The following is a 21112-nucleotide window of genomic DNA, read 5'->3' as shown; positions in this document are numbered from 1 at the left end:
GGCTACTCGTACTCGGGGAACCCCGGGATGACGCCCTCGCCCTCGGACAGCAGCAGGGCCCGGACCTCGTCGAGGGTCGCCTCGGCACTCGGCAGGATCAGCTCGGACGGCTCCAGCGAGTCGTCCGCCAGCCGGGTGCCGTACTGCTTCACGGCGCCCAGCAGCTTGCCGTAGGCCTGCCGGAAGCTGTCCTCATCGCCCGACTCCACAGCGGTGAGCAGCTCGTCGTCGAGCTGGTTGAGCAGGTTCAGGTGGTCCTCGCCCACCTCGTACTGCCCCTCACCCATGACCCTCATGATCATGCTGCGCTTCTCCTGGTTCGTGGGTGCGTTCAGCTCACTTGTTGTAGTTGATGCGCGGGGTGTCCTGCGGGTGGGCGTCCTGCGGCTGCTGAGCCGGCTTGCCCTGCTCGATCGCGGCCGGACCGGCGGCGGGGCCACCGGACAGCTCGGCCTTCATCCGGGCCAGCTCCAGCTCGACGTCGGAACCGCCGGCCACCCGCTCCAGCTCGGCCTCGATGTCGTCCTTGCGGCCGAGACCGCTGGCGTCGTCGAGCGCGCCGGAGGCCAGCAGCTCGTCGATCGCACCGGCCCGGGCCTGCATCTGCGCCGTCTTGTCCTCGGCACGCTGGATCGCCAGGCCGACATCGCCCATCTCCTCCGAGATGCCGGAGAAGGACTCGGCGATGCGGGTCTGGGCCTGCGCCGCGGTGTAGGTGGCCTTGATGGTCTCCTTCTTGGTGCGGAAGGCGTCCACCTTGGCCTGGAGGCGCTGGGAGGCGAGGGTGAGCTTCTCCTCCTCGGCCTGCAGGGCCTGGTACTGCGTCTCCAGATCGTTGATCTGGGACTGCATGTTGGCCTTGCGGGTCAGCGCCTCGCGCGCAAGGTCCTCGCGGCCGAGGGACAGCGCCTTGCGGCCCTGGTCCTCGTACTTCGCGGACTGCTGCTGGAGCTGGGTCAGCTGGAGTTCCAGGCGCTTGCGCGAGGTCGCGACGTCCGCCACGCCACGCCGTACCTTCTGCAGCAGTTCGAGCTGCTTCTGGTACGAGTAGTCGAGCGTTTCACGCGGATCCTCCGCCCGGTCCAAGGCCTTGTTCGCCTTGGAGCGGAAGATCAGCCCCATACGCTTCATGATTCCGTCGCTCATGGGCCTCGGGTGCCCCCTTCTCCGGCCTGCGGTCTTAAATCTCGTTACCAGACACGACGAGTGTATGTGCAGCGAGCCCATCGCCGCAGTGCACCTGCCTGCAACAAGACTGCTACACCGACCAGCGTCGGATCCTCATCCCCCGGGTGGATCCGCCTCTCATCCTCCCCATAGTCCATCCGATTGATCCCCTACGGGAAGAGCCCGGGCGACCCGGGTCGGGACACGACCGGACGGATCGATATGCGTTTGGGTCCGAGGGGACCCGTGGTCGCGGCCGCGCACCCCGTACGCTGGTGGTGTGTTCCGACGCCGTTCAGATGATGCCGCCGCCTCCGCCACCGTGCTGGAGGACGAGACGCCCCAGGTCCGCGACCCGCAGGCCAAGAAGGGCCGCCCCACCCCCAAGCGCAGCGAGGCCGAGGCCAGCCGGCGCACCCGGGTGACCGTGCCCAAGGACCGCAAGGAGGCCTCCCGCCAGGCCCGCGACCGGATGCGGGTCGAGCGCGAGAAGCAGCGCCAGGCGCTGATCGACGGCGACGAGCGCCACCTGCCGGCCCGTGACAAGGGCCCGGTGCGCAAGTTCGCCCGCGACTACGTGGACTCCCGCTGGTCGCTCGCCGAGTTCTTCCTGCCGGCCGCCGTGGTCATCCTGGTGCTGAGCATCGTCAAGGTGCCGGCCCTGCAGCTGCTGTCCACGCTGCTGTTCCTGCTGTTCTTCGTCCTGGTCATCCTGGACTTCGTCCGCCTCGGCTTCGGCCTGCGCAAGCAGCTCGCCGAGCGCTTCGCCGGGCAGAACACCCGCGGCACCGTCGCCTACGGCGTCATGCGCACCCTGCAGATGCGCCGGCTGCGCCTGCCCAAGCCGCAGGTGCGGCGCGGGGAGAAGCCCTGACCGCCGAACCGGTGGACTCCGGCTGGGCCCCGCCGTCCTGGGAGGGGCCCGGCCTCTACGCACTCCCCGGACAGGGCGGCGGGCTCCCCGGTCAGGGGGGCGGCGGCCACGACCGGCTCGGCCAGGAGCGCAAGCTGCCCTCGCGCAGCGGCTCCTTCGCCGGCGGCACCGGTGCCTGGCTCGACCGGCTCGGCGGACTGCGCGACTTCGTCCGGCAGGAGCTGGTCTCCCGGCAGCTCGCCGAGCAGCTGGCCGGCCGCACCGGGCAGCGCGTCCTCGACATCGGCTGCGGGCAGGGCACCCAGGCCCTGCGGCTGGCCCGGGCGGGACACTACGTCACCGGGATCGACTCCGACCCGGTCGCGCTCGGCGTCGCCCAGGGGGCCCTCGCCGAGGAGCCGCCCGAGGTGCGCGGCCGGATGCAGCTGCTCAGCGGCGACAGCCACCAGTGCGGGCGCTGGTTCGGCCCGCGCAGCTTCGACGTGGTGCTCTGCCACGGCGTCCTGATGTACCTGCCCGACCCCGATCCGATGATCGCCTCGCTGGCCCGGCTGCTGGCGCCCGGCGGGCTGCTCTCGCTGCTGGTCCGCAACCGCGACGCGCTGGCGCTGCGGCCCGCCGCCGCCGGGGACTGGCGGGCCACCCTGCACGCCTTCGAGAGCGACCGGTACTACAACCGGCTCGGGCTGGCCGCCCGCGCCGACCGGCTCGCCGACCTGACCGTCACCCTCTCCGAGGTGTCGGTGCCGCTGCGGCACTGGTACGGCGTCCGGGTCTTCACCGACAACGCCCCCGACGACGCGGCCCCGCCGGTGGACGGGCGGCAGCTGGCCCAGCTGCTGGAGGCCGAGGACCGGGCCGCCCGCACCGACCCGTACCGGCAGGTCGCGGCGCTGCTGCACGTGTTCGGGGCGAAGTAGCGGTCACTCGCCCGCTCGTGCGGGGATCAGCCCCGCGGCGAGGTCAGCCCTCGTGCAGGCTCATCCCGTAGATCTTGGTGCCGTCCTCCAGCAGGACCGCGGTGTCCACGCCCTCCTCGGCGAGCTGCTTCCAGGTCTCCCCGATCCAGGTCTCGGCGTCCCCCTGGCCGGCGAACTCCTCCTGGGCAAGGCTCGGCGTCACCGCAGTGCCGTCCGTCTTCTCGTACCGCCACGTCCAGACCATGCCCGGCTCCTCCCACTGACGCTGTGTGCCGTAGTGCTGCGCACCATAGCCTGCCCGGCCCGATCTTCCGTATGCCTGTCGGGCAGGATGGGCGGCATGGCGACCCACCCCCCGCTCCCCCGCACGCTGCTGCTCGGCGGCGCGCGCTCCGGCAAGTCCACCCGCGCCGAGCAGCTGCTCGCCGCGCACCCCGACGTCCTGTACGTGGCCACCGGCGGGACCAGGGACGGCGACGCCGAGTGGGCCCAGCGGGTCGAGCTGCACCGGGTGCGCCGCCCGGCCGGCTGGCGCACCGCCGAGACCTGCGACCTGGAGGCCGTGCTGGCCGACGACGCGGACCGGGCGCCGGTGCTGATCGACTGTCTGGCGCTGTGGCTGACCGCCGTGATGGACGAGTGCGGGGCCTGGGACGACGCCACCTGGGCGGCCGGCGGCGAGGCCGCGGTGCAGCGCCGCTGCGAGGCACTGGCCGTGGCCTGGGCGGACACCTCGCGGACCGCCGTCGCGGTGAGCAACGAGGTCGGCATGGGCGTCGTGCCGGCCACCGCCGCCGGACGGCGGTTCCGGGACACCCTGGGCCGGCTCAACATGGCCGTGGCGGACGCCTCGGAGCGGGTGCAGCTGGTCGTCGCCGGACAGGTTCTGACGGTCAAGCCGAGCCCGCACACCTGCGGCGTGTAGCCTTCCGGACGATGGACACGACCGTGGATCTCGATACGTTCTCCTCGCTCGTCGAGCGCCCCGACGACAGCGCCCGGCGGGCCGCCGAGGAACGCTGGCAGGAGGCCGGGCGGCCGCGTGGCGGCCTCGGCAAGCTGGAGGAGCTGGGCAGCTGGCTGTCGTCCGTACAGGGGCGTTCCCCGGTACGGCCGGTCTCGGCGCCCAAGGTGCTGCTGTTCGCCGCCGACCACGGCGTGGCCGCGCTCGGCGTCTCCCGGCTGCCCGCCGCCGGCGGCACCGCGGCCCGGGTGCGGGCCGTGCTCGACGGCAGCGCCCCGGTGGCCCGACTGGCCTCGCGCTACGGCGCCGAACTGCGGGTGGTCGACGTCGCGGTGGACGTCGACCCGGCGGACTTCCCGGACGAGGTGGTCGCCCACCGGATCCGGCGCGGTTCCGGCCGGATCGACATCGAGGACGCGCTCACCCCGGAGGAGACCGTCCGGGCCTTCCGGGCCGGCATGGCGGTGGCCGACGAGGAGGCCGACTCCGGCACCGACCTGGTGCTGCTCGGCGACCTCGGGGTCGGCTCCACCACGGTGGCCGCCGTCCTGGTCGGCGCGCTGTGCGGGACGGACGCGGCGGCGGTGTGCGGGCGCGGCTCGGGCATCGACGACCGGGTCTGGATGGTCAAGTGCGCCACCATCCGGGACTCGCTGCGGCGGGCCCGGCCGGTGCTCGGCGACCAGCTGGCACTGCTCGGCGCCACCGGCGGGGCCGACTTCGCGGCGATCACCGGCTTCCTGCTCCAGGCCGCCGTCCGCCGGCTGCCGGTGGTGCTGGACGGCGTGGTCTCCTCGGCCTGCGCGCTGGTCGCGCAGCGGATCGCCTTCCGGGCGCCGGAGTGGTGGCGGGCCGGGCAGTCCAGCGGCGAGCCGGCCCAGGCGAAGGCGTACGACCGGCTGACCCTGACGCCGCTGCAGGACCAGGGGATCACGGTGGGCGAGGGCGTCGGCGCGGTGCTCGCACTGCCGCTGCTCCAGGCGGCGGGCGACGCGCTCGCGGACGAGGCACCGCGGCCGTTCGTGCCGTCGGCGCCGAAGGAGCAGCCGAAGCTGCCGTCGGCGGCCGATCTGTTGCGGCGGCTCTAGACCCTGTCCGGCCCGCGCGCTTCCCCGCGCCCCCGTCGGGGCGCGGGGATTCTGTTTGCCCGGGTGCGGCCCGGGCGGGCACGGGTTTCTGTCGGTGCGGTTCGGGTGTGCTGGAGGAGTGGGAGCGATGGCCGGCGGCGGCGAGCGGGCGACGTGGGGCGAGGGGCTGCGGTTCGCGTTCGGGACGCTGTCGGTGCTGCGGGTGCGGGTGGAGCGCTGGGACCGGGCGGCGGGGGGCCGGGCGATGACGGCGGCTCCGGTGGTCGGGGCGGTACTGGGCGGGATCGCGGCCGTCGGCGGGGCCCTGGTGGCCTGGCGGGCGGGCGGGTCGCTCGGTGCGGTGGCGGCGGTCGGGGTACTGGCCGCGCTGACCAGGGGTCTGCACCTGGACGGCCTGGCGGACGTCGCCGACGGGCTGGGCAGCGGCAAGCCGGCCGAGGACGCGCTGCGGATCATGAAGCAGTCCGACATCGGCCCGTTCGGCGTCCTGACCCTGCTGCTGGTGCTGCTGGCCCAGGTCGCCGCGCTGGCCGGTCAGTTCGGGCACTCGACGACGCGCGGCGCGCTCGCGGTGCTCGCCTCGGCGGTGTCCGCGCGTTGCGCGCTCGCCTGGGGCTGTCGGCGGTCGGTGCCGGCCGCCCGCCCGGGTGGGCTCGGGGCGATGGTGGCGGGCACCGTCACACCCGCCGGGGCCGCGGCCGGGACGGCCCTCGCCGCGCTCGCCCTGGCCGCGGTCGGAGCGCTCGACGGCTGGTCAACCCTTCGTCTCCCCTTGGCCGTTGTGCTCGGCCTCGGTTGCGCCCGGCTGCTGCTAGGGCGGTGTGTCGGCCGGTTCGGCGGGATCACCGGGGACGTGCTCGGCGCGATGGCGGAGACCGCCGCGACCGGCACGCTGTTCGCCCTGGCGTTGCTCGGCTGACACCGGGCGGCGCGTGATACCAGCATGCGGACTACCATGCGTGAAGCACCGCAGCCCTGCACCGTCGCAGGTCCTGCCCGCCCGGCGCACCGAGGAGCCGGGTCCTCTGGTGTGCGCGGCCGCTCCGGCGGACGCGCGCGCCAGGGGGCCCGGACCCGCAGGGCCCGTCGGACGGACGGTCCGTGACGGCGGGCTGCGCCGGTTCGGCAGTCACGCCGCGACCGGCCGTGGACCGCGAAAGAACAGGACGCATTACGTGACTGCATTGTCTGTGAGCACCTCCTCCGCCGCCTCCCTGCGCGCGGACGCCCTGGTGGTCGGTGTCGCGAAGGGCCCCAAGGGCATTGTGCTGGCCCCCGGCGCCGAGGCCGTCAACGAGGCGTTCGAGGGCAAGCTGGCCGAGATCCTCGGCACCCTGGGCGCGACCGGCGCCGAGGGCGAGACCGCCAAGGTGGCCTCCCCCGCCGGCCTGAAGGCCGCGCTCGTGCTCGCGGTCGGCCTCGGCGAGGCCCCCGAGACCGGCTACGACCTGGAGACGCTGCGCCGCGCCGCCGGTGTCGCCGCCCGCACCCTGGCCGGCACCAAGAAGGCCGCGCTGGCCCTGCCGGTCGAGTCCGCGGAGGAGGTCGAGGCGGTCGCGCTGGGCGGCCTGCTCGGCTCGTACTCCTACGGCACGTACAAGGCCAACGGCGCCGGCAAGGAGCCGGTCGGCGAGCTGGTCGTGCTGACCGCCCGCAAGGGCAGCAAGGACGCCAAGGCCGCCGTGGAGCGGGCCGCCGCGATCGGCGAGGAGATGAACCGCGCCCGCGACCTGGTCAACGCCGCGCCGAACGACCTGAACCCGAAGAGCTTCGCCGCGATCGCCCAGGCGGCCGGCAAGGAGCACGGCCTCAAGGTCGAGGTGCTGGACGAGAAGGCGCTGACCAAGGGCGGCTTCGGCGGCCTGCTGGGCGTCGGCACCGGCTCGGCCAACCCGCCGCGGCTGGTGAAGGTGGCCTACACCCACCCGAAGGCGAAGGCCTCGCTGGCGTTCATCGGCAAGGGCATCACCTACGACTCGGGCGGCATCTCGCTGAAGCCGGCCGGCCACAACGAGACCATGAAGTGCGACATGGCCGGCGCCGCCGCCGTGTTCGCCGCCGTGGTCGCCGCCAAGCGGCTCGGCCTGGTCGTCAACGTGACCGCCTGGCTGGCGCTGGCCGAGAACATGCCGTCCGGCACCGCCACCCGCCCGGGTGACGTGCTGCGCATGTACGGCGGCAAGACCGTCGAGGTCCTGAACACCGACGCCGAGGGCCGCCTGGTGCTGGCCGACGCGATCGTGAAGGCCGGCGAGGAGAACCCGGACGTCATCGTCGACGTGGCGACCCTGACCGGCGCCATGGTGCTGGCCCTGGGCACCCGCACCTTCGGTGTGATGGCCAACAACGACGAGCTGCGCGAGAACCTGCACACCCTCGCGGGCGAGGTCGGCGAGCAGTCCTGGCCGATGCCGCTGCCGGCCGAGCTGAAGAAGGGCATGACCGACTCGACCATCGCCGACCTGGCGAACATGGGCGAGCGGATGGGCGGCGGCCTGGTCGCCGGCCTGTTCCTGAAGGAGTTCGTGGCCGAGGGCATCGACTGGGCGCACCTGGACATCGCCGGCCCGGCGTTCCACGAGAGCGCCCCGTTCGGCTACACCCCGAAGGGCGGCACCGCGAGCGCGGTGCGCACCCTGGTCCGGTTCGCGGAGCACACCGCGGCCAACGGCAAGGCCTGATCCTCCGGCCCTGAGCCCGTGACGGGGGCCCGGCGCGTGTGCGCCGGGCCCCCGTCGGCGTTCCCGGAGGGTTACCGACGAGTAGACCCGAACGCCCCACCGCACCCTTGTTCGCCACGGGCGAAACTTTGTTCCGCACTGCGGAAGAGGCGGCCCCGAACACCGCGGAAGACGCCCGTCCGGCGGCTGTCAACAGGGCCTTGAGCTGCAATGATGCCCTTCCGTCGGGGGTGTTCCCGCCCCGGTGACCACTCCGTGGACCACCCCTGGGGTGGACCCGGACATCAGCTACCGCGAACAAGTGCGAAGATGTATTTCCGGCACGACTGGGCGCCCCACAAAGGCTTCCGACCCACCGGACCGCGACCGGCCCGGCGACCCACCCCATTGCATGGAGGACGTGACGTGGCGAACGACGCCAGCACCGTTTTCGACGTAGTCATTCTCGGAGGCGGAAGCGGCGGTTACGCCGCGGCGCTCCGCGCCGCTCAGCTGGGTCTGAGCGTCGCCCTGGTCGAGAAGGGTGAGCTGGGCGGCACCTGCCTGCACCGCGGCTGCATCCCGACCAAGGCTCTGCTGCACGCCGCCGAGATCGCGGACGAGACGAAGGAGGCCGCCGAGTTCGGCGTGCTGGCCACCTTCCAGGGCATCGACATCAACGGCGTCCACAAGTACAAGGACGACGTCATCGCCGGCCTGTACAAGGGCCTCCAGGGCCTGGTGGCGTCCCGCAAGGTCACCTTCATCCAGGGCGCGGGCAAGCTCTCCTCGCAGACCTCGGTCGACGTGAACGGCCAGCGCATCGAAGGCCGCCACATCGTGCTGGCCACCGGTTCGGTGCCGCGCTCGATCCCGGGCCTGGAGATCGACGGCAACCGCGTGATCTCCTCCGACCACGCCCTGAAGCTCGACCGGATCCCGAAGTCGGTCGTCATCCTCGGCGGCGGCGTCATCGGCGTCGAGTTCGCCTCGGTCTGGAAGTCCTTCGGCGTCGAGGTCACCATCGTCGAGGCGCTGCCGCACCTGGTCCCGCTGGAGGACGAGAACTCCTCCAAGCTGCTGGAGCGCGCCTTCCGCAAGCGCGGCATCAAGTTCGAGCTGAAGGCCCGCTTCTCGGGCGTCGAGTACACCGAGTCCGGTGTCCGCGTCTCCACCGAGAACGGCAAGCAGATCGACGCCGACCTGCTGCTCGTCGCCATCGGCCGCGGCCCGGTCTCGGCCGGCCTCGGTTACGAGGAGAACGGCGTCGCGATGGACCGCGGCTACGTCCTGGTCGACGAGTACATGCGCACCAACGTGCCCACCATCTCGGCCGTCGGCGACCTCGCCCCGACCCTGCAGCTCGCCCACGTCGGCTTCGCCGAGGGCATCCTGGTCGCCGAGCGCCTGGCCGGCCTCAAGCCGATGCCGATCGACTACGACGGCGTCCCGCGGGTGACCTACTCCAACCCGGAGGTCGCCTCCGTCGGCATCTCCGAGGCCAAGGCCGTCGAGCTGTACGGCAAGGAGAAGGTCGTCACCCTGAAGTACAACCTGGCCGGCAACGGCAAGAGCAAGATCCTGAAGACCGCCGGCGAGATCAAGCTCGTCCAGGTCAAGGACGGCGCCGTGGTCGGCGTCCACATGGTCGGCGCCCGCATGGGCGAGCAGGTCGGCGAAGCCCAGCTGATCTACAACTGGGAGGCCCTGCCGGCCGAGGTCGCGCAGCTGATCCACGCGCACCCGACCCAGTCCGAGGCCCTGGGCGAGGCGCACCTGGCGCTGGCCGGCAAGCCGCTGCACGCGCACGACTGATCGCGCCCACCACCCCCCTTTTCCGGTACTTCCCGTACTTCCCGTACGCAAGACTTGATAGGAGTCGCTGAAACCATGGCGGTCTCAGTAACACTGCCCGCGCTGGGCGAGAGCGTTTCCGAGGGCACCGTCACCCGTTGGCTGAAGGCCGAGGGTGAGCGTGTCGAGGTCGACGAGCCGCTGCTCGAGGTCTCGACCGACAAGGTCGACACCGAGATCCCGGCCCCGGCTTCCGGCATCCTCTCCTCGATCAAGGTCGGCGAGGACGAGACCGTCGAGGTCGGCGCCGAGCTGGCGATCATCGACGACGGCACCGGCGCCCCGGTCGCCGCCCCGGCCCCCGTGGTCGAGGCCGCTCCGGCCCCCGTTGCCGCCACTCCGGCCCCGGTCGCCGCTGCTCCGGCTGCCCCGGTTGCCGCCCCGGCTGCTCCGGCTGCTCCGGCCGGCGACGCCACCCCGGTGCTGCTGCCCGCGCTGGGCGAGTCGGTCACCGAGGGCACCGTCACCCGCTGGCTGAAGGCCGAGGGTGAGACGGTCGAGATCGACGAGCCGCTGCTTGAGGTCTCCACCGACAAGGTCGACACCGAGATCCCGTCGCCGGTCGCCGGTGTCGTCGTCAAGATCCTGGTCGGCGAGGACGAGACCGCCGAGGTCGGCGCCCAGCTCGCGCTGATCGGTGCCCCGGGTGCGGCCGCCGCCGCCCCGGCTCCGGTCGCCGCTCCGGCTCCGGTTGCCGCTCCGGCCCCCGTTGCCGCCCCGGCCCCGGTTGCCGCCCCGGCTCCGGTTGCCCCGGTTGCCCCGGTCGCCGCTCCGGCCCCCGTTGCCGCTCCGGCCCCCGTTGCCGCTCCGGCTCCGGTCGCTGCCCCGGCTCCGGTTGCCCCGGTCGCCGACAGCGGTGACGCCTACGTCACCCCGCTGGTGCGCAAGCTCGCCGCCGAGCACGGCGTGGAGCTGACCTCCGTCGCCGGCACCGGCGTCGGCGGCCGCATCCGCAAGCAGGACGTCATCGCCGCCGCGGAGGCCGCCAAGGCCGCTCCGGCCCCGGTCGCCGCCGCCCCGGCCGCTGCGCCGAAGGCCGCCGCCGCGCCGTCCGCCCTGCGCGGCCAGACGGTCAAGATGACCCGCATGCGCAAGGTCATCGGCGACAACATGATGAAGGCCCTGCACGAGCAGGCCCAGCTGACCAGCGTGGTCGAGGTGGACGTCACCAAGATCATGTCGCTGCGCGCCAAGGCCAAGGAGGGCTTCCTCGCCCGCGAGGGCGTCAAGCTCTCCCCGATGCCGTTCTTCGTGAAGGCCGCCGCCCAGGCCCTGAAGGTCCACGCGGTCGTCAACGCGCGGATCAACGACGCCGAGGGCACCATCACCTACTTCGACACCGAGAACATCGGTATCGCGGTGGACTCCGAGAAGGGTCTGATGACCCCGGTCATCAAGGGTGCGGGCGACCTCAACATCGCCGGTATCTCGAAGAAGACCGCCGAGCTGGCCGCCAAGGTCCGCGACAGCAAGATCACCCCGGACGAGCTGTCCGGTGCGACCTTCACCATCAGCAACACCGGCTCGCGCGGTGCGCTGTTCGACACCGTGATCGTGCCGCCGAACCAGGCCGCCATCCTGGGCATCGGCGCCACCGTCAAGCGCCCGGTCGTCATCGAGGCCGACGGCGGCACCGCCATCGGCATCCGTGACATGACCTACCTCTCGCTCTCCTACGACCACCGCTTGGTGGACGGCGCCGACGCCGCCCGCTACCTGGTCGCGGTCAAGGAGATCCTGGAGGCCGGCGAGTTCGAGGTCGAGCTCGGCCTGTAAGGCACTGCCGCGGAAATGACTGCGGTCGTACCGGAGCCCCGCGCCGTCCTCGGACAGCGCGGGGCTCCGGCGTTCCCGGGGTGCGGATTCCGCCGGGTCATGGCATGCGTGGAGACGACGGAACAGGGATGCTTGAGCGGTGATGGACGAGACCGACTTCTGGCAGATCATCGACGACACCTGGGAGGCCGCCGACGGCGACCCCGACGAACAGGCCGACAGGCTGGTGGAACAGCTGGTCCAGCTGACCCCGGACGACGTGATCGACTTCGCCCGGCTGTTCGAGGCGCGGTTCCAGCGCGCCTACCGGCACGACCTGTGGGGTGCGGCCAACCTGCTGCTGGGCGGCGCCTCCGAGGACTCCTTCGACTACTTCCGCTGCTGGCTGATCGGCCAGGGCCGGGAGGTCTTCGAGGGCGGGCTGGCCGAGCCGGACGACCTCGCCGACCTGCTGCCCGAGTTCGACGAGGAGGAGGACGGCGAGGCGGAGGACCTCGGCTTCGCCGCCGACGAGGCGTACGAGCAGCTCACCGGGCTGCCGCTGCCCGACGTGGGCGGGCGGCAGCCGGGGCGGCCGGCCGGGACGGCGCTGGACTTCGAGGACCCGGACGTGATGGCGAAACGCTTCCCCAAGCTCTGGGAGCGGTACGGGGACTAGGGCCTGTCCGGCCAACCCACCAGGGTTCGTCGCGGCGCCTCAGGTGCTGGTGCCGGGGGAGGCCGCGGAGCCGTCCTGCTTGATCCCCTTGAGGATCTGGTCCAGCACCGAGGCGTCCGGTGCGGCCGGGTCGTCGTCCACGCCGCCCTCGAAGACCACGTAGCCGCCGCCCTTGGCCGGGACGGCGGCCAGCAGGACGTACCCCTGGGTGCCGTCCGAGGTGCGGATGTGCCAGCGGGTGGCGTAGCCGAGCACGCCGGCGACGCTCACGTAGCCGGAGCCGGAGTCGGTGTGCGAGGTGATCCCGGTGAAGATCGTCCCGGCGTAGGCCGGCATCGCGGCGTCGGAGGCGGCCTTGGGGGTGTCGCCCTGGGCGGTGTCCTTCTGGACCGAGAACTGGCCGCGGATGCAGGAGTTGCCGTCGGCGCAGGTGTAACGGCCGCTGCCGAGGTAGACGGTGGACTTCGCGGAGTTGGCCCCCGCGTCCCAGCCGTCGAACACCGGGACGGTGATCGCGTGCTGGGGGTCCGGGACGGTGCTCTTGAGGGTGGGGACCGGCTTGGGGGCCGGGACGGTCGGCGTCGGCAGGGTCGGGGTGGGGCTCGGCTGCGGGCTGTCACTCTGGGTGATGGTGACCGTGGGGTTCGGGGTCGGGCCGGCCTTGTCGTCCCCGCCGTTGTCGACCACCAGTCCGACGACGAGACCGCCGACGGCCAGCACGGCGACCGAGATGCCGACGATCAGGCCGGTCCGGTTCCTGGGAGCGGCCGGCGGCGGGTAGCCGTAGCCGGCGCCCGGGTAGGCCTCCTGGCCGGGGTAGCCGGCCTGGCCCCCCGGGTAGCCGGTCTGACCGGGGTACTGCTGCTGGCCCGGGTAGCCGTAGCCGGCGGACTGGACCGCGTCCTGGGCCGGGTAGCCGTAGCCGGGCGAGCCGCTCTGCGCCGGGTAGCCGTAGCCCTGTTGCGGCGGCTGTCCGGCCGGCGGCTGCCAGGGCTGGGTCGGGGCGTCGGCGAGCTGTCCGGCGCCGCCCTGGAGCGGCCGGAGCTCGGCGGTCCAGGCGTTGCCGTCCCACCAGCGCTCGTGACCGGGGGTGCCGTCCGCACCGGGGACCGGGTACCACCCGGGAGGCGTCGAGTTGCTCACGGGCGTACGGTACCCGGCGGATCCCCGTCCCAGACAGCGCGGTTACGTCACGACTCTGCACCGCCGGAACTGACGGTGCGTCAGTTCACTTACGGGCTCAGTCGACCAGCCGGCGGGCCATCCACACGTCGTCCACGTACCGTCCGTCGATCAGGAACTCCTCGGTCAGCACGCCCTCGACCGCGAAGCCGCAACTCTCGTACAGCCGGCGGGCCGGGGCGTTCCAGCCGAGCACCCGGAGGGTCATCCGGCGGGCGCCGCCGGCCCGGGCCGCCGCGCAGGCCGCCTCGACCAGCCGGCGGCCGAGGCCCCGGCCGCGCGCCGAATCGTCCACGGCCAGGCCCTGGATCTGCCGGACGTGCCGGTTGCACTCCAGTGGGGTCGCCGGGACCTGGCGGACGTAGCCGACGACCCGGCCGTCCAGGACGGCGAGCAGGTACTGGTCGGGGGTGTGCCGCTCGTCGAAGACGCCCTCCTCGGCGGACGGCCGCGGGGAGACCTCGGAGAGGGGGGACCAGGCGGCACGGTTGAGCGCGGCGAGTGCGTGCTCGTCCTCGGGGCGGGCCGGGCGGATGATCGGATCGTCTTCGCGGGTCATGGCGCATGATGCTAACGGGGCACCTGTGAAAGGTGACGGGCGATAAGAGCTGCGAGGATGGGCCCATGCGCATCGCTGTCACAGGCTCCACGGGTTTGATCGGTTCGGCGCTCGTCCGCTCCCTGCTGGCGGACGGCCACCAGGTGGTCCGGCTGGTCCGGCACCGCTCCAGGACCGGGCCGCAGCCCGACGGCAGCACCGCGATCGGCTGGAACCCGCTGCTCGGCGAGGTCGACCGGGACGGGCTCGCCGGGGTCGGGGCGGTGGTGCACCTGGCCGGCGCCGGGGTCGGCGACCGCCGCTGGACGGAGTCCTACAAGCGGGAGATCCGGGAGAGCCGGGTGTACGGCACCGAGACGCTCGCCGTGGCACTGGCGGCGCTCAAGGAACCGCCGAAGGTGCTGCTGAGCGCCTCCGCGGTCGGCTGGTACGGGCAGACCGGCGACCGGGTGATCGACGAGGACTCCCCCGCCGGGGACGACTTCCTGGCCGAGGTCTGCGTGCAGTGGGAGGCGGCCGCCCGGCCGGCCGAGCGGGCCGGGATCCGGGTCGTCCACCCGCGCACCGGGATGGTGCTCTCCGCCGCGGGCGGTGCGGGCGGACGGCTGTTCCCGCTGTTCAAGCTGGGGCTGGGCGGCCGGCTCGGCAGCGGACGGCAGTACTGGAGCTACCTCTCACTGGCCGACGAGGTGGCGGCACTGCGCTTCCTGCTCGACCGGGACGACCTCTCCGGCGCCTTCAACCTCACCGCGCCGGAGCCGGCCACCAACGCCGAGCTGACCGCCGCGCTCGGCCGGGCGCTGCGGCGGCCGACGCCGTTCCCGGTGCCCGAGGCCGTGCTCAAGGCGGTGCTCGGGGAGCTGGCGGTCGAGGTGGTCGGTAGCCACCGGGTGGTGCCGCGGCGGCTGTTGGAGGCGGGCTTCCGGTTCGCGCACCCGGACCTGGACTCGGTGGTGCGGGCGGCGCTGTGACGCCCCGTGAGGTCTGAGGCCTCCTGGGACGCGGCGCGCGGGTGGGGTCCGGTGACGCGCGGGCGGGGTCCGGGAGGCCGCCGGGAACGGTGGTGCGACCGCTCCGGTGACCCTGCGACGCAGCGTTCTGCGTAGTCCCCGTACGGCATTCGCCCTGGCCAGGGGCATATGCCGGACGGGGGTCGGAGGGGCTCCGGGAGGGGCTTGGAGAGGGGGCGCACGGGAGCACATGGCGGGCGCGTCGCACGCCCCCGGTGACCGTACGCGCCCGCCGACCCGGTAACCCGGCCACCACGGCGCACTGTCCGTGACCGCGCCCCCGCCCGGCGCTGCACAACCCCTCGCGAGCCCCGCATCCGGTCCATCGCACTTGTCTGACGCTCACACCGACTGGGCATCACCTTCCTCGGACCGTGTCCCGGCACCCCGCTGCCTGCGTCGGCCGGAGCCCCGGGACCAGGGAGGGAGCACCCCAGTGCCCACGTACGACTTCACCCGCCGCGCCCGCCGCCCGTCCGACCCGGACGTCGTCGTGGTCGGCGCCGGCCTCGCGGGCCTGGCCGCCGCCCGCGCGCTCACCGGCCACGGCCTCACCGTCCAGGTGCTGGAGACCACCGACCGGATCGGCGGCCGGATGGCCACCCGCGAACTCGACGGCTTCCGCCTCGACGACGGCAGCCACCTGCTCAACACCGCCTACCCCGAGCTGCGCCGGACGCTCGACCTCGACCGCCTGGACCTGCGCCCGCTCGCGCCCGGCGTACTCGTGCACAACGCCGGCCGCCGCTACCGCGCCGGGGACCCGCAGCTCACCGCCGCCCGACAGGCCGCCCTCCGGGCCCCGCTCGGCAGCCCGTTGGACAAGGCCCGGCTCGGCAGCTGGCTCGGCCGGATCGCCACCACCCCGGCCGGTCGGCTGCTGGCCCGGCCGGAGACCACCGCCGCCCGCGCGCTGACCGGCCACGGGCTCGCCCCGCGCACCGTCGACGGCTTCCTGCGGCCGCTGCTCGGCGCGCTGCTCAGCGATCCGACCCTCGGCACCAGCAGCCGGATCGCCGACCTGGTACTGCGCTCCTACGCCCGCGGCCGGCTCTGTCTGCCCGCCGACGGGATCGCGGCCGTGCCCGCCCAGCTGGCCGCCGCACTGCCCGTCGGCACCGTGCGGACCGGCGTGCGGGTCACCGCGATCGGCGCCGACGGCGTGGAGACCCTCGCCCACGGGCGGATCGGCGCCCAGGCCGTGGTGGTCGCCACCGACGCCCGCTCCGCCGCCGAACTGCTGCCCGGACTGCGGCTGCCGGACTTCCACTCCGTCACCACCTTCTTCCACGCGGCCGACCGCGCCCCGATCGGCGAGGCCGTGCTGCTGCTCGACGCCGACCGGCCGAACGGGCACCCGCCGCTGGTCTCGCACTCGCTGGTGCTCAGCGAGCTGCACCCGTCCTACGCCCCGGCCGGACAGGCGCTGATCGCCAGCACCGTGCTCGGGCGGCGCGCCTTCGACGCGGGCGGCCCGGCCGGGCTGGAACCGGCCGTCCGGGCCCGGCTCGCCGAGCTGTACGGCGTCCCGACCGCGGACTGGCAGTTCCTCAGCGTGCGGCACGTCCCGGACGCGCTGCCGGCGATGCCGCCGCCGCACAACCCCCGCCGCCCGGTGCGGCTGCTGGCCGGGCTGTACGTCGCCGGGGACCACCGGGACACCAGCACCGTGCAGGGCGCGTTGGTCTCCGGGCGGCGGGCGGCGAAGGCGGTGCTGGGCGATCTCGGGGTGCCGGCCGGCGCGCGGGGGGCCGAGGCGGCGGCCTGAGGCCGGCGCAGCGCGGGGCACCGGAGGCCGGTTTCATCGGGGCTGCCCGAGCCGGTCCTGCGCGGGGCGGCCGTACGGGAGGACGGACACACCAGCGGTCTGCCGGGGTGACAGACCGACGGCGTGCCAGGATTCCCGCATGTGCGTTCTGACCGTTCATCGGATGATTTCTGCTGTTCGGCCGGTTTCGAGGTGAGCTCCTCCGCCCAGCCGGTGGCGCTGATCCTGATCCCCGCCGCAGCCGTCGCCGCGCCGCTGCTCGCCGACCGGCTGCTGCGGTGGATCGCCGTACCGACCGTGGTGTTCGAGATCGTGCTCGGCGTCCTGATCGGCCCGGACGTCCTGGGTTGGGCGCACGTCGACGACCTGGTGGACGCGCTGTCCCAGTTCGGCCTGGCCATACTGATGTTCCTGGCCGGGTACGAGATCGACTTCGCCAAGCTGCGCGGCGGCCCGCTGAAACGGGCGGGCACCGCGTGGCTGGTCTCGCTCGTCGCGGCCCTCGGTGTGGGCGCGCTGATCAACCGGGACCCGTGGAACGGCGCCTTCGCCGGGCTCGCGATCACCACCACCGCGCTCGGCACGATCCTGCCGATCCTCCGCGACTCCGGCGAACTCCCCACCCCCTTCGGCTCGTTGGTGATGGCCACCGGCGCGGTCGGCGAGTTCGGGCCGATCATCGCGATCGCCGTGCTGCTCAGCGGCAACTCCCCCGCCCGGACCGCGGTCATCCTCGGCGCCTTCGCGGTGATCACCGCCGTCGCCGTCCTCGGCGCCCGCCGGCCGCGCCCGGCCTGGGCCACCCGGCTGATCGAACGCACCCTGCGCACCTCCGGGCAGTTCGCGGTCCGGGCGGTGATCCTGGTGCTGGCCGTGATGGTGGCGGCCGCGCTCTGGCTCGACCTGGACATGCTGCTCGGCGCCTTCACCGCCGGGATCGTCTCCCGGCTGCTGCTGGCCGGCATCCGGCAGGCCGAGGAGGACGTGATCGAGGCCAAGCTGGAGAGCATCGGCTTCGGCTTCCTGGTGCCGATCTTCTTCGTGGTCAGCGGGATGAAGTTCGACCTGGACGCGCTGCTGGACGACCCCGGCACGCTGCTGCTCGTCCCGGTGTTCCTGCTGCTGTTCCTCACCGTGCGCGGCGGGCCGGCGGCACTGCTCGCCCCGGCCGGGCTGGCCCGGCGGGACCGGGCCGCGCTCGGGCTGTACGGGGCCACGGCGCTGCCGCTGGTCGTGGTGATCACCACGATCGAGGTGGAGGCCGGGCATCTGCCGTCCTCGACGGCGGCGGCGCTGGTCGGCGCCGGGATGCTCTCGGTCCTGGTGTTCCCGCTGGTGGCGCAGCGGGTGCGGGGCGGGGCGCGGCCGGCGGCCGCGGACTCCGGGCAGCCGAGGGTCCGGGCCGAGAGCTGGTGAGCTCCCGGCCCCGGTGGCCCGGCCCGGTTGACCCGGCCTGGTTGGATCGGCCCCGGTGGCCCGGCCCGGTTGACCCGGCCTGGTTGGATCGGCCCGGGGGGATCGGATCAGATCACGCCCGCCTGGCGCGCCGTCTCCTCGAAGGCTCGGGCCACCTGACTGCCCCGGTACGGGGTGAGGCGACGGTGGAAGTCCCGGACGTACTCCAGCGAGCGGGCCGAGCGCATCTCCCCCGCCGCCCGCAGCGCGTCGGTGGCCATGGTGCAGGCCTCGTCGAGGTCGCCCATGCCGAGCCGGGCGGTGGCCAGCACCAGCCGGCAGAAGATCCGGCTGCGCGCATAGGCGGGCGAGCGCAGCCGCAGCGACTTCTCGGCGTGCTGCGCGGAGGTGCGCCACTGCTGGAGGTCGCGGTAGCAGTGGGCGAACTCGTCGGAGAGCTGCGCCTCGTCGAAGTACCGTGCCCAGGACGGCAGTTCGTCGCCCGTCCGGGAGGCCGCGAGCGAGCGCTCGGCCCGGACCAGTGCGGTGGTGCAGGAACGGACGTCGCCCAGCAGGCCGTGCCCGCGCGCCTCGGCCGCGTGCATCAGCGACTGGACCACCGGCGGGACGGCGGTGCCGACGCCCTGCTGGGCGACCCGGGCGAGCTGGACGGCCTCCCGGCCGTGGCCCAGGTGGACGGCCTGCTGGCTCATCGTCACCAGCACGTAGCCGCCGAGCGCGCGGTCCCCGGCGGCCTGGGAGAGCCGCAGCGCCTGGACGAAGTAGCGCTGGGCCAGGCCGTGTGCGGCGATGTCGAAGGACGTCCAGCCGGCCAGCCTGGTCAGGTCGGCGACGGCGCCGAACAGGGCCCGGCCGATCTGCTCGCCGTAGCGGCCGCGCAGCATCGGCTCGGCCTCGCTCTCCAGGTAGCGGACCAGCGCCTGGCGGGCGTGGCCGCCGCCGTAGGCGTGGTCGAGCGCGCGGAAGAGGTCCCCGACGGCGCGGATGGCGGCGATGTCGCCGCGGCCGACCCGCAGCGCGGGGCGGGCCTCCCGGGTCGGGTCGGTGTACGGCGGTTCGACGGCGGCGGGCGGGCGGCGGCTCTGGGTGGGCACCCGGCCGATGGTGGCGGCGGTGCCGGTGGTCCCGGCGGTGCTGCGGGCACCCGGGAGGCCCGGGGCGCCCGCGGGCTGGGTGCGCGCCGGGCTCACGACGGGAGCGCCGGGCGTGCCCGGCACGGGCGCGCCGGTGGCCGCACCCGGTGGACCGGTGGCGGTGTCCGGGCGGGCCAGGGTGGAGCCGTCCCGGGCGACCCGCTCGTCGGTGCGGCCGATCAGCCAGTCCCGGCTCGGGACGACCAGGCCGGCCGGGGTGAAGGCGATCCGGCGCAGCTCGGACTGCGGGCCGTTGTCCTTGCGCCACATGCTCGCCACGATGTCCACCGCCTCCTGCGGGGTCTCGGCGAACTCCAGGCCCGCGTAGACCGGGGCGCAGGCGTCCAGGCCGAGGTCCTGGGCGGTGAGGCGGCGGCCGAGGCGGCGGGTGAAGACCTCGGCGATCAGCGCGGGGGTGGCGCCGCGGGGCTGCTGGCCGCGCAGCCAGCGGGTGACCGAGGTCTTGTCGTAGCGCAGGTCGAGGCCGTGCTCCAGGCCGAGCTGGTCGACCCGGCGGGCCAGGCCGGCGTGCGAGAAGCCGGCCTCCTCGATCAGGGCGGCGAGTTGGCCGTTCTGCGGGGTCGGGCCGGAGTGGCCGGTGTGGCTGCCGCCGGGGTGGGTGCCGTGGCCGCTGGTGGTCGCGGGCGCGGGGGCCGCGGTGGCTTCGTGCCGGGCGGGGGCCGTGGCGGGTTCGTGCCGGGCGGGTGTGGCCTGTGCGGGTGTGGCCTGTGCGGGTGTGGCCTGTGCGGGTGTGGCCTGTGCGGGCAGCCGCAGTTCGTCGGCGGTCGGGGCGTCGGCGGTCAGCGTGTCGGCGGTCTGGGCGTCGGAGGCGTCCGGAAGGGCCCGGCCGACCGGGCCTCGGCGCTGGCCGAGCGGGTCGAGCGGTCCGTACGCCGGGCTGTCGGTTGCAGGCCGTTGGGGCATGTCAGTCACACCTCTCGGACGTCGCACCGGGCTCCACCAGCACATCGGTTCGCCTGGGGCGGCGCCCCCTGTCGGGAATCGGCGTGAATGTAGCGAGCATTCGGGCGCTATGGGTGGATCTGACCGAGCAATCCTCCGAACGGGTGAAGCAACCGCGCCCATTGTGGGGAAGCGAGGTCAGGATGGGTTTGGCCTTCCGGGGTCGAACCGTCGATCGATGGTCATAGTGGTGACCGCCATGGGTCGACAGGATGCTGTAGCGGTCCACCACATGGGAGCGGCGCCACCGGATTCCTACCGTTCTCGGCCATGGACACCTCTACCGCCACCCCGCTCGACGGTCGCACGGCCCTGGTCACCGGGGCCGCCTCGGGCATCGGCCGGGCCTGCGCCGAAACCCTCGCCGGGGCCGGCGCCCGGGTCTACGTGGTCGACCTCGCGGCCGGTCCGGCCCGGGAACTCGCGGACCGGATCGGCGGGCAGGCGATCGTCGCCGACCTCGCCGACCCCGAGGCCGTGGACGCCCTGCCGGCCGACGCCGACATCGTGGTCAACAACGCCGGGCTCCAACACGTGGCGCCCGTGCACGAGTTCCCGATCGAACGCTTCACGCTCATCCAACGCGTCATGGTCGAGGCCCCGTTCCGCATCCTGCGCCGCACCCTCCCGCACATGTACGAGCGGGAGTGGGGCCGGATCGTCAACATCTCCTCCGTCCACGGCCTGCGCGCCAGCGCCTTCAAGTCCGCCTACGTGACCGCCAAGCACGCCCTGGAGGGCCTCAGCAAGACCGTCGCCCTGGAGGGCGCGCCGTACGGCGTCACCAGCAACTGCCTCAACCCCGGCTACGTCCGAACTCCCTTGGTGGAGAAGCAGATCGCCGCCCAGGCGCTGGCCCACGGGATCCCCGAGGAGGAGGTGGTGGAGCGGATCATGCTCGACCGCACCGCCGTCAAGCGCCTGATCGAGCCCGCCGAGGTCGCCGGCCTCGCCCTCTGGCTCTGCTCCCCCGCCGCCTCCTACATCACGGGGGCCAGCCTGCCCATCGACGGCGGCTGGACGGCACACTGAGGCAGGACGGGCCGCGCCGGACGCGGCTCGAACCGGCTCGGTGAGACGCGCTACCGCCGCCCGGTCGAGAACGGTCGGACCCGATCGC

The 21112-nt window shown here is 73.7% G+C and carries 18 protein-coding genes and 1 pseudogene; 13 read left to right on the top strand and 6 right to left on the bottom strand.

All coding sequences use genetic code 11. From position 1 onward, the window contains the following. Nucleotides 1–2: 2 nt before the first annotated feature. Together pspAA and ABTZ03_RS28095 are read right to left on the bottom strand one after the other, a co-directional pair. Nucleotides 3–302, bottom strand: a complete 300-nt coding sequence (gene pspAA, locus ABTZ03_RS28100; RefSeq protein WP_350515882.1) for a PspA-associated protein PspAA — start codon at nt 300–302, stop codon at nt 3–5. A gap of 34 nt (nt 303–336) precedes the next feature. Next, the gene (locus tag ABTZ03_RS28095; protein WP_350515881.1) at nt 337–1146 is read right to left on the bottom strand and encodes a PspA/IM30 family protein; all 810 of its coding nucleotides are present in this window, start codon (nt 1144–1146) and stop codon (nt 337–339) included. Between the two features lie 301 nt (nt 1147–1447). Between ABTZ03_RS28095 and ABTZ03_RS28090 the strand changes: the two genes are divergently transcribed. Together ABTZ03_RS28090 and ABTZ03_RS28085 are read left to right on the top strand one after the other, a co-directional pair. Further along, nucleotides 1448–2041, top strand: a complete 594-nt coding sequence (locus ABTZ03_RS28090; protein WP_350515880.1) for a DUF3043 domain-containing protein — start codon at nt 1448–1450, stop codon at nt 2039–2041. Nucleotides 2042–2238: 197 nt separating this feature from the next. Beyond that, on the top strand, nt 2239–2961 hold the full coding sequence (locus tag ABTZ03_RS28085; protein WP_350515914.1) for a class I SAM-dependent methyltransferase: 723 nt from the start codon (nt 2239–2241) through the stop codon (nt 2959–2961). Nucleotides 2962–3004: 43 nt separating this feature from the next. On the opposite strand, the gene ABTZ03_RS28080 is transcribed toward ABTZ03_RS28085, so the two are convergent. After that, nucleotides 3005–3205, bottom strand: coding sequence for a hypothetical protein (locus ABTZ03_RS28080; RefSeq protein ID WP_350515879.1), 201 nt, complete (start codon nt 3203–3205; stop codon nt 3005–3007). Between the two features lie 105 nt (nt 3206–3310). Here ABTZ03_RS28080 and cobU point away from each other — a divergent pair. From cobU to ABTZ03_RS28045, 7 genes and pseudogenes are all read left to right on the top strand, one after another. Next, nucleotides 3311–3886 (top strand): annotated as a pseudogene (cobU, locus tag ABTZ03_RS28075) (bifunctional adenosylcobinamide kinase/adenosylcobinamide-phosphate guanylyltransferase); the annotation flags it as partial. Nucleotides 3887–3897: 11 nt separating this feature from the next. After that, nucleotides 3898–5013: a nicotinate-nucleotide--dimethylbenzimidazole phosphoribosyltransferase gene (locus ABTZ03_RS28070; protein ID WP_350515878.1), complete on the top strand. Its 1116-nt coding sequence runs from the start codon at nt 3898–3900 to the stop codon at nt 5011–5013. Between the two features lie 127 nt (nt 5014–5140). Continuing rightward, nucleotides 5141–5932, top strand: a complete 792-nt coding sequence (locus ABTZ03_RS28065) for an adenosylcobinamide-GDP ribazoletransferase (protein ID WP_350515877.1) — start codon at nt 5141–5143, stop codon at nt 5930–5932. Between the two features lie 256 nt (nt 5933–6188). After that, nucleotides 6189–7694 (top strand): leucyl aminopeptidase, encoded by a 1506-nt coding sequence (locus ABTZ03_RS28060; protein ID WP_350515876.1) that lies wholly within the window; start codon nt 6189–6191, stop codon nt 7692–7694. Between the two features lie 405 nt (nt 7695–8099). Beyond that, a complete protein-coding gene (lpdA, locus tag ABTZ03_RS28055) occupies nt 8100–9488 on the top strand; it encodes a dihydrolipoyl dehydrogenase (RefSeq protein ID WP_350515875.1) in 1389 nt (462 codons plus the stop codon). A gap of 75 nt (nt 9489–9563) precedes the next feature. Next, a complete protein-coding gene (gene sucB, locus ABTZ03_RS28050) occupies nt 9564–11303 on the top strand; it encodes a 2-oxoglutarate dehydrogenase, E2 component, dihydrolipoamide succinyltransferase (RefSeq protein ID WP_350515874.1) in 1740 nt (579 codons plus the stop codon). 142 nt (nt 11304–11445) lie between these two features. Continuing rightward, nucleotides 11446–11961, top strand: coding sequence for a DUF4240 domain-containing protein (locus ABTZ03_RS28045; protein ID WP_350515873.1), 516 nt, complete (start codon nt 11446–11448; stop codon nt 11959–11961). 39 nt (nt 11962–12000) lie between these two features. On the opposite strand, the gene ABTZ03_RS28040 is transcribed toward ABTZ03_RS28045, so the two are convergent. Together ABTZ03_RS28040 and ABTZ03_RS28035 are read right to left on the bottom strand one after the other, a co-directional pair. Next, the gene (locus ABTZ03_RS28040; protein WP_350515872.1) at nt 12001–13104 is read right to left on the bottom strand and encodes a DUF2510 domain-containing protein; all 1104 of its coding nucleotides are present in this window, start codon (nt 13102–13104) and stop codon (nt 12001–12003) included. A gap of 97 nt (nt 13105–13201) precedes the next feature. Continuing rightward, entirely contained in the window at nt 13202–13702 is a 501-nt protein-coding gene (locus tag ABTZ03_RS28035; protein ID WP_350515871.1) for a GNAT family N-acetyltransferase, read from the bottom strand. Nucleotides 13703–13767: 65 nt separating this feature from the next. On the opposite strand from ABTZ03_RS28035, the gene ABTZ03_RS28030 reads away from it, so the two are divergent. The 3 genes from ABTZ03_RS28030 to ABTZ03_RS28020 all read left to right on the top strand — a co-directional run bounded on the left by ABTZ03_RS28030 (nt 13768) and on the right by ABTZ03_RS28020 (nt 17896). Next, nucleotides 13768–14673, top strand: a complete 906-nt coding sequence (locus tag ABTZ03_RS28030; protein WP_350515870.1) for a TIGR01777 family oxidoreductase — start codon at nt 13768–13770, stop codon at nt 14671–14673. Between the two features lie 475 nt (nt 14674–15148). Next, nucleotides 15149–16480, top strand: coding sequence for an NAD(P)/FAD-dependent oxidoreductase (locus ABTZ03_RS28025; RefSeq protein ID WP_350515869.1), 1332 nt, complete (start codon nt 15149–15151; stop codon nt 16478–16480). Between the two features lie 192 nt (nt 16481–16672). Then, nucleotides 16673–17896 carry a cation:proton antiporter gene (locus ABTZ03_RS28020; RefSeq protein ID WP_350515868.1) on the top strand — a complete coding sequence of 408 codons (1224 nt, stop codon included), beginning with the start codon at nt 16673–16675 and terminating at the stop codon, nt 17894–17896. Nucleotides 17897–18003: 107 nt separating this feature from the next. Here ABTZ03_RS28020 and ABTZ03_RS28015 read toward each other — a convergent pair whose 3' ends face one another. Then, nucleotides 18004–19953 (bottom strand): NsdA family TPR-like regulatory protein, encoded by a 1950-nt coding sequence (locus ABTZ03_RS28015; protein ID WP_350515867.1) that lies wholly within the window; start codon nt 19951–19953, stop codon nt 18004–18006. A gap of 309 nt (nt 19954–20262) precedes the next feature. On the opposite strand from ABTZ03_RS28015, the gene ABTZ03_RS28010 reads away from it, so the two are divergent. After that, nucleotides 20263–21024: a 3-hydroxybutyrate dehydrogenase gene (locus ABTZ03_RS28010; protein ID WP_350515866.1), complete on the top strand. Its 762-nt coding sequence runs from the start codon at nt 20263–20265 to the stop codon at nt 21022–21024. Nucleotides 21025–21112 lie beyond the last annotated feature (88 nt).

This window comes from Kitasatospora sp. NPDC096077, assembly GCF_040303245.1.
GTDB lineage: Bacteria > Actinomycetota > Actinomycetes > Streptomycetales > Streptomycetaceae > Kitasatospora.
Note: the sequence above shows the minus strand (reverse complement) of the source record. Positions and strands in the feature narration are given on the sequence as shown.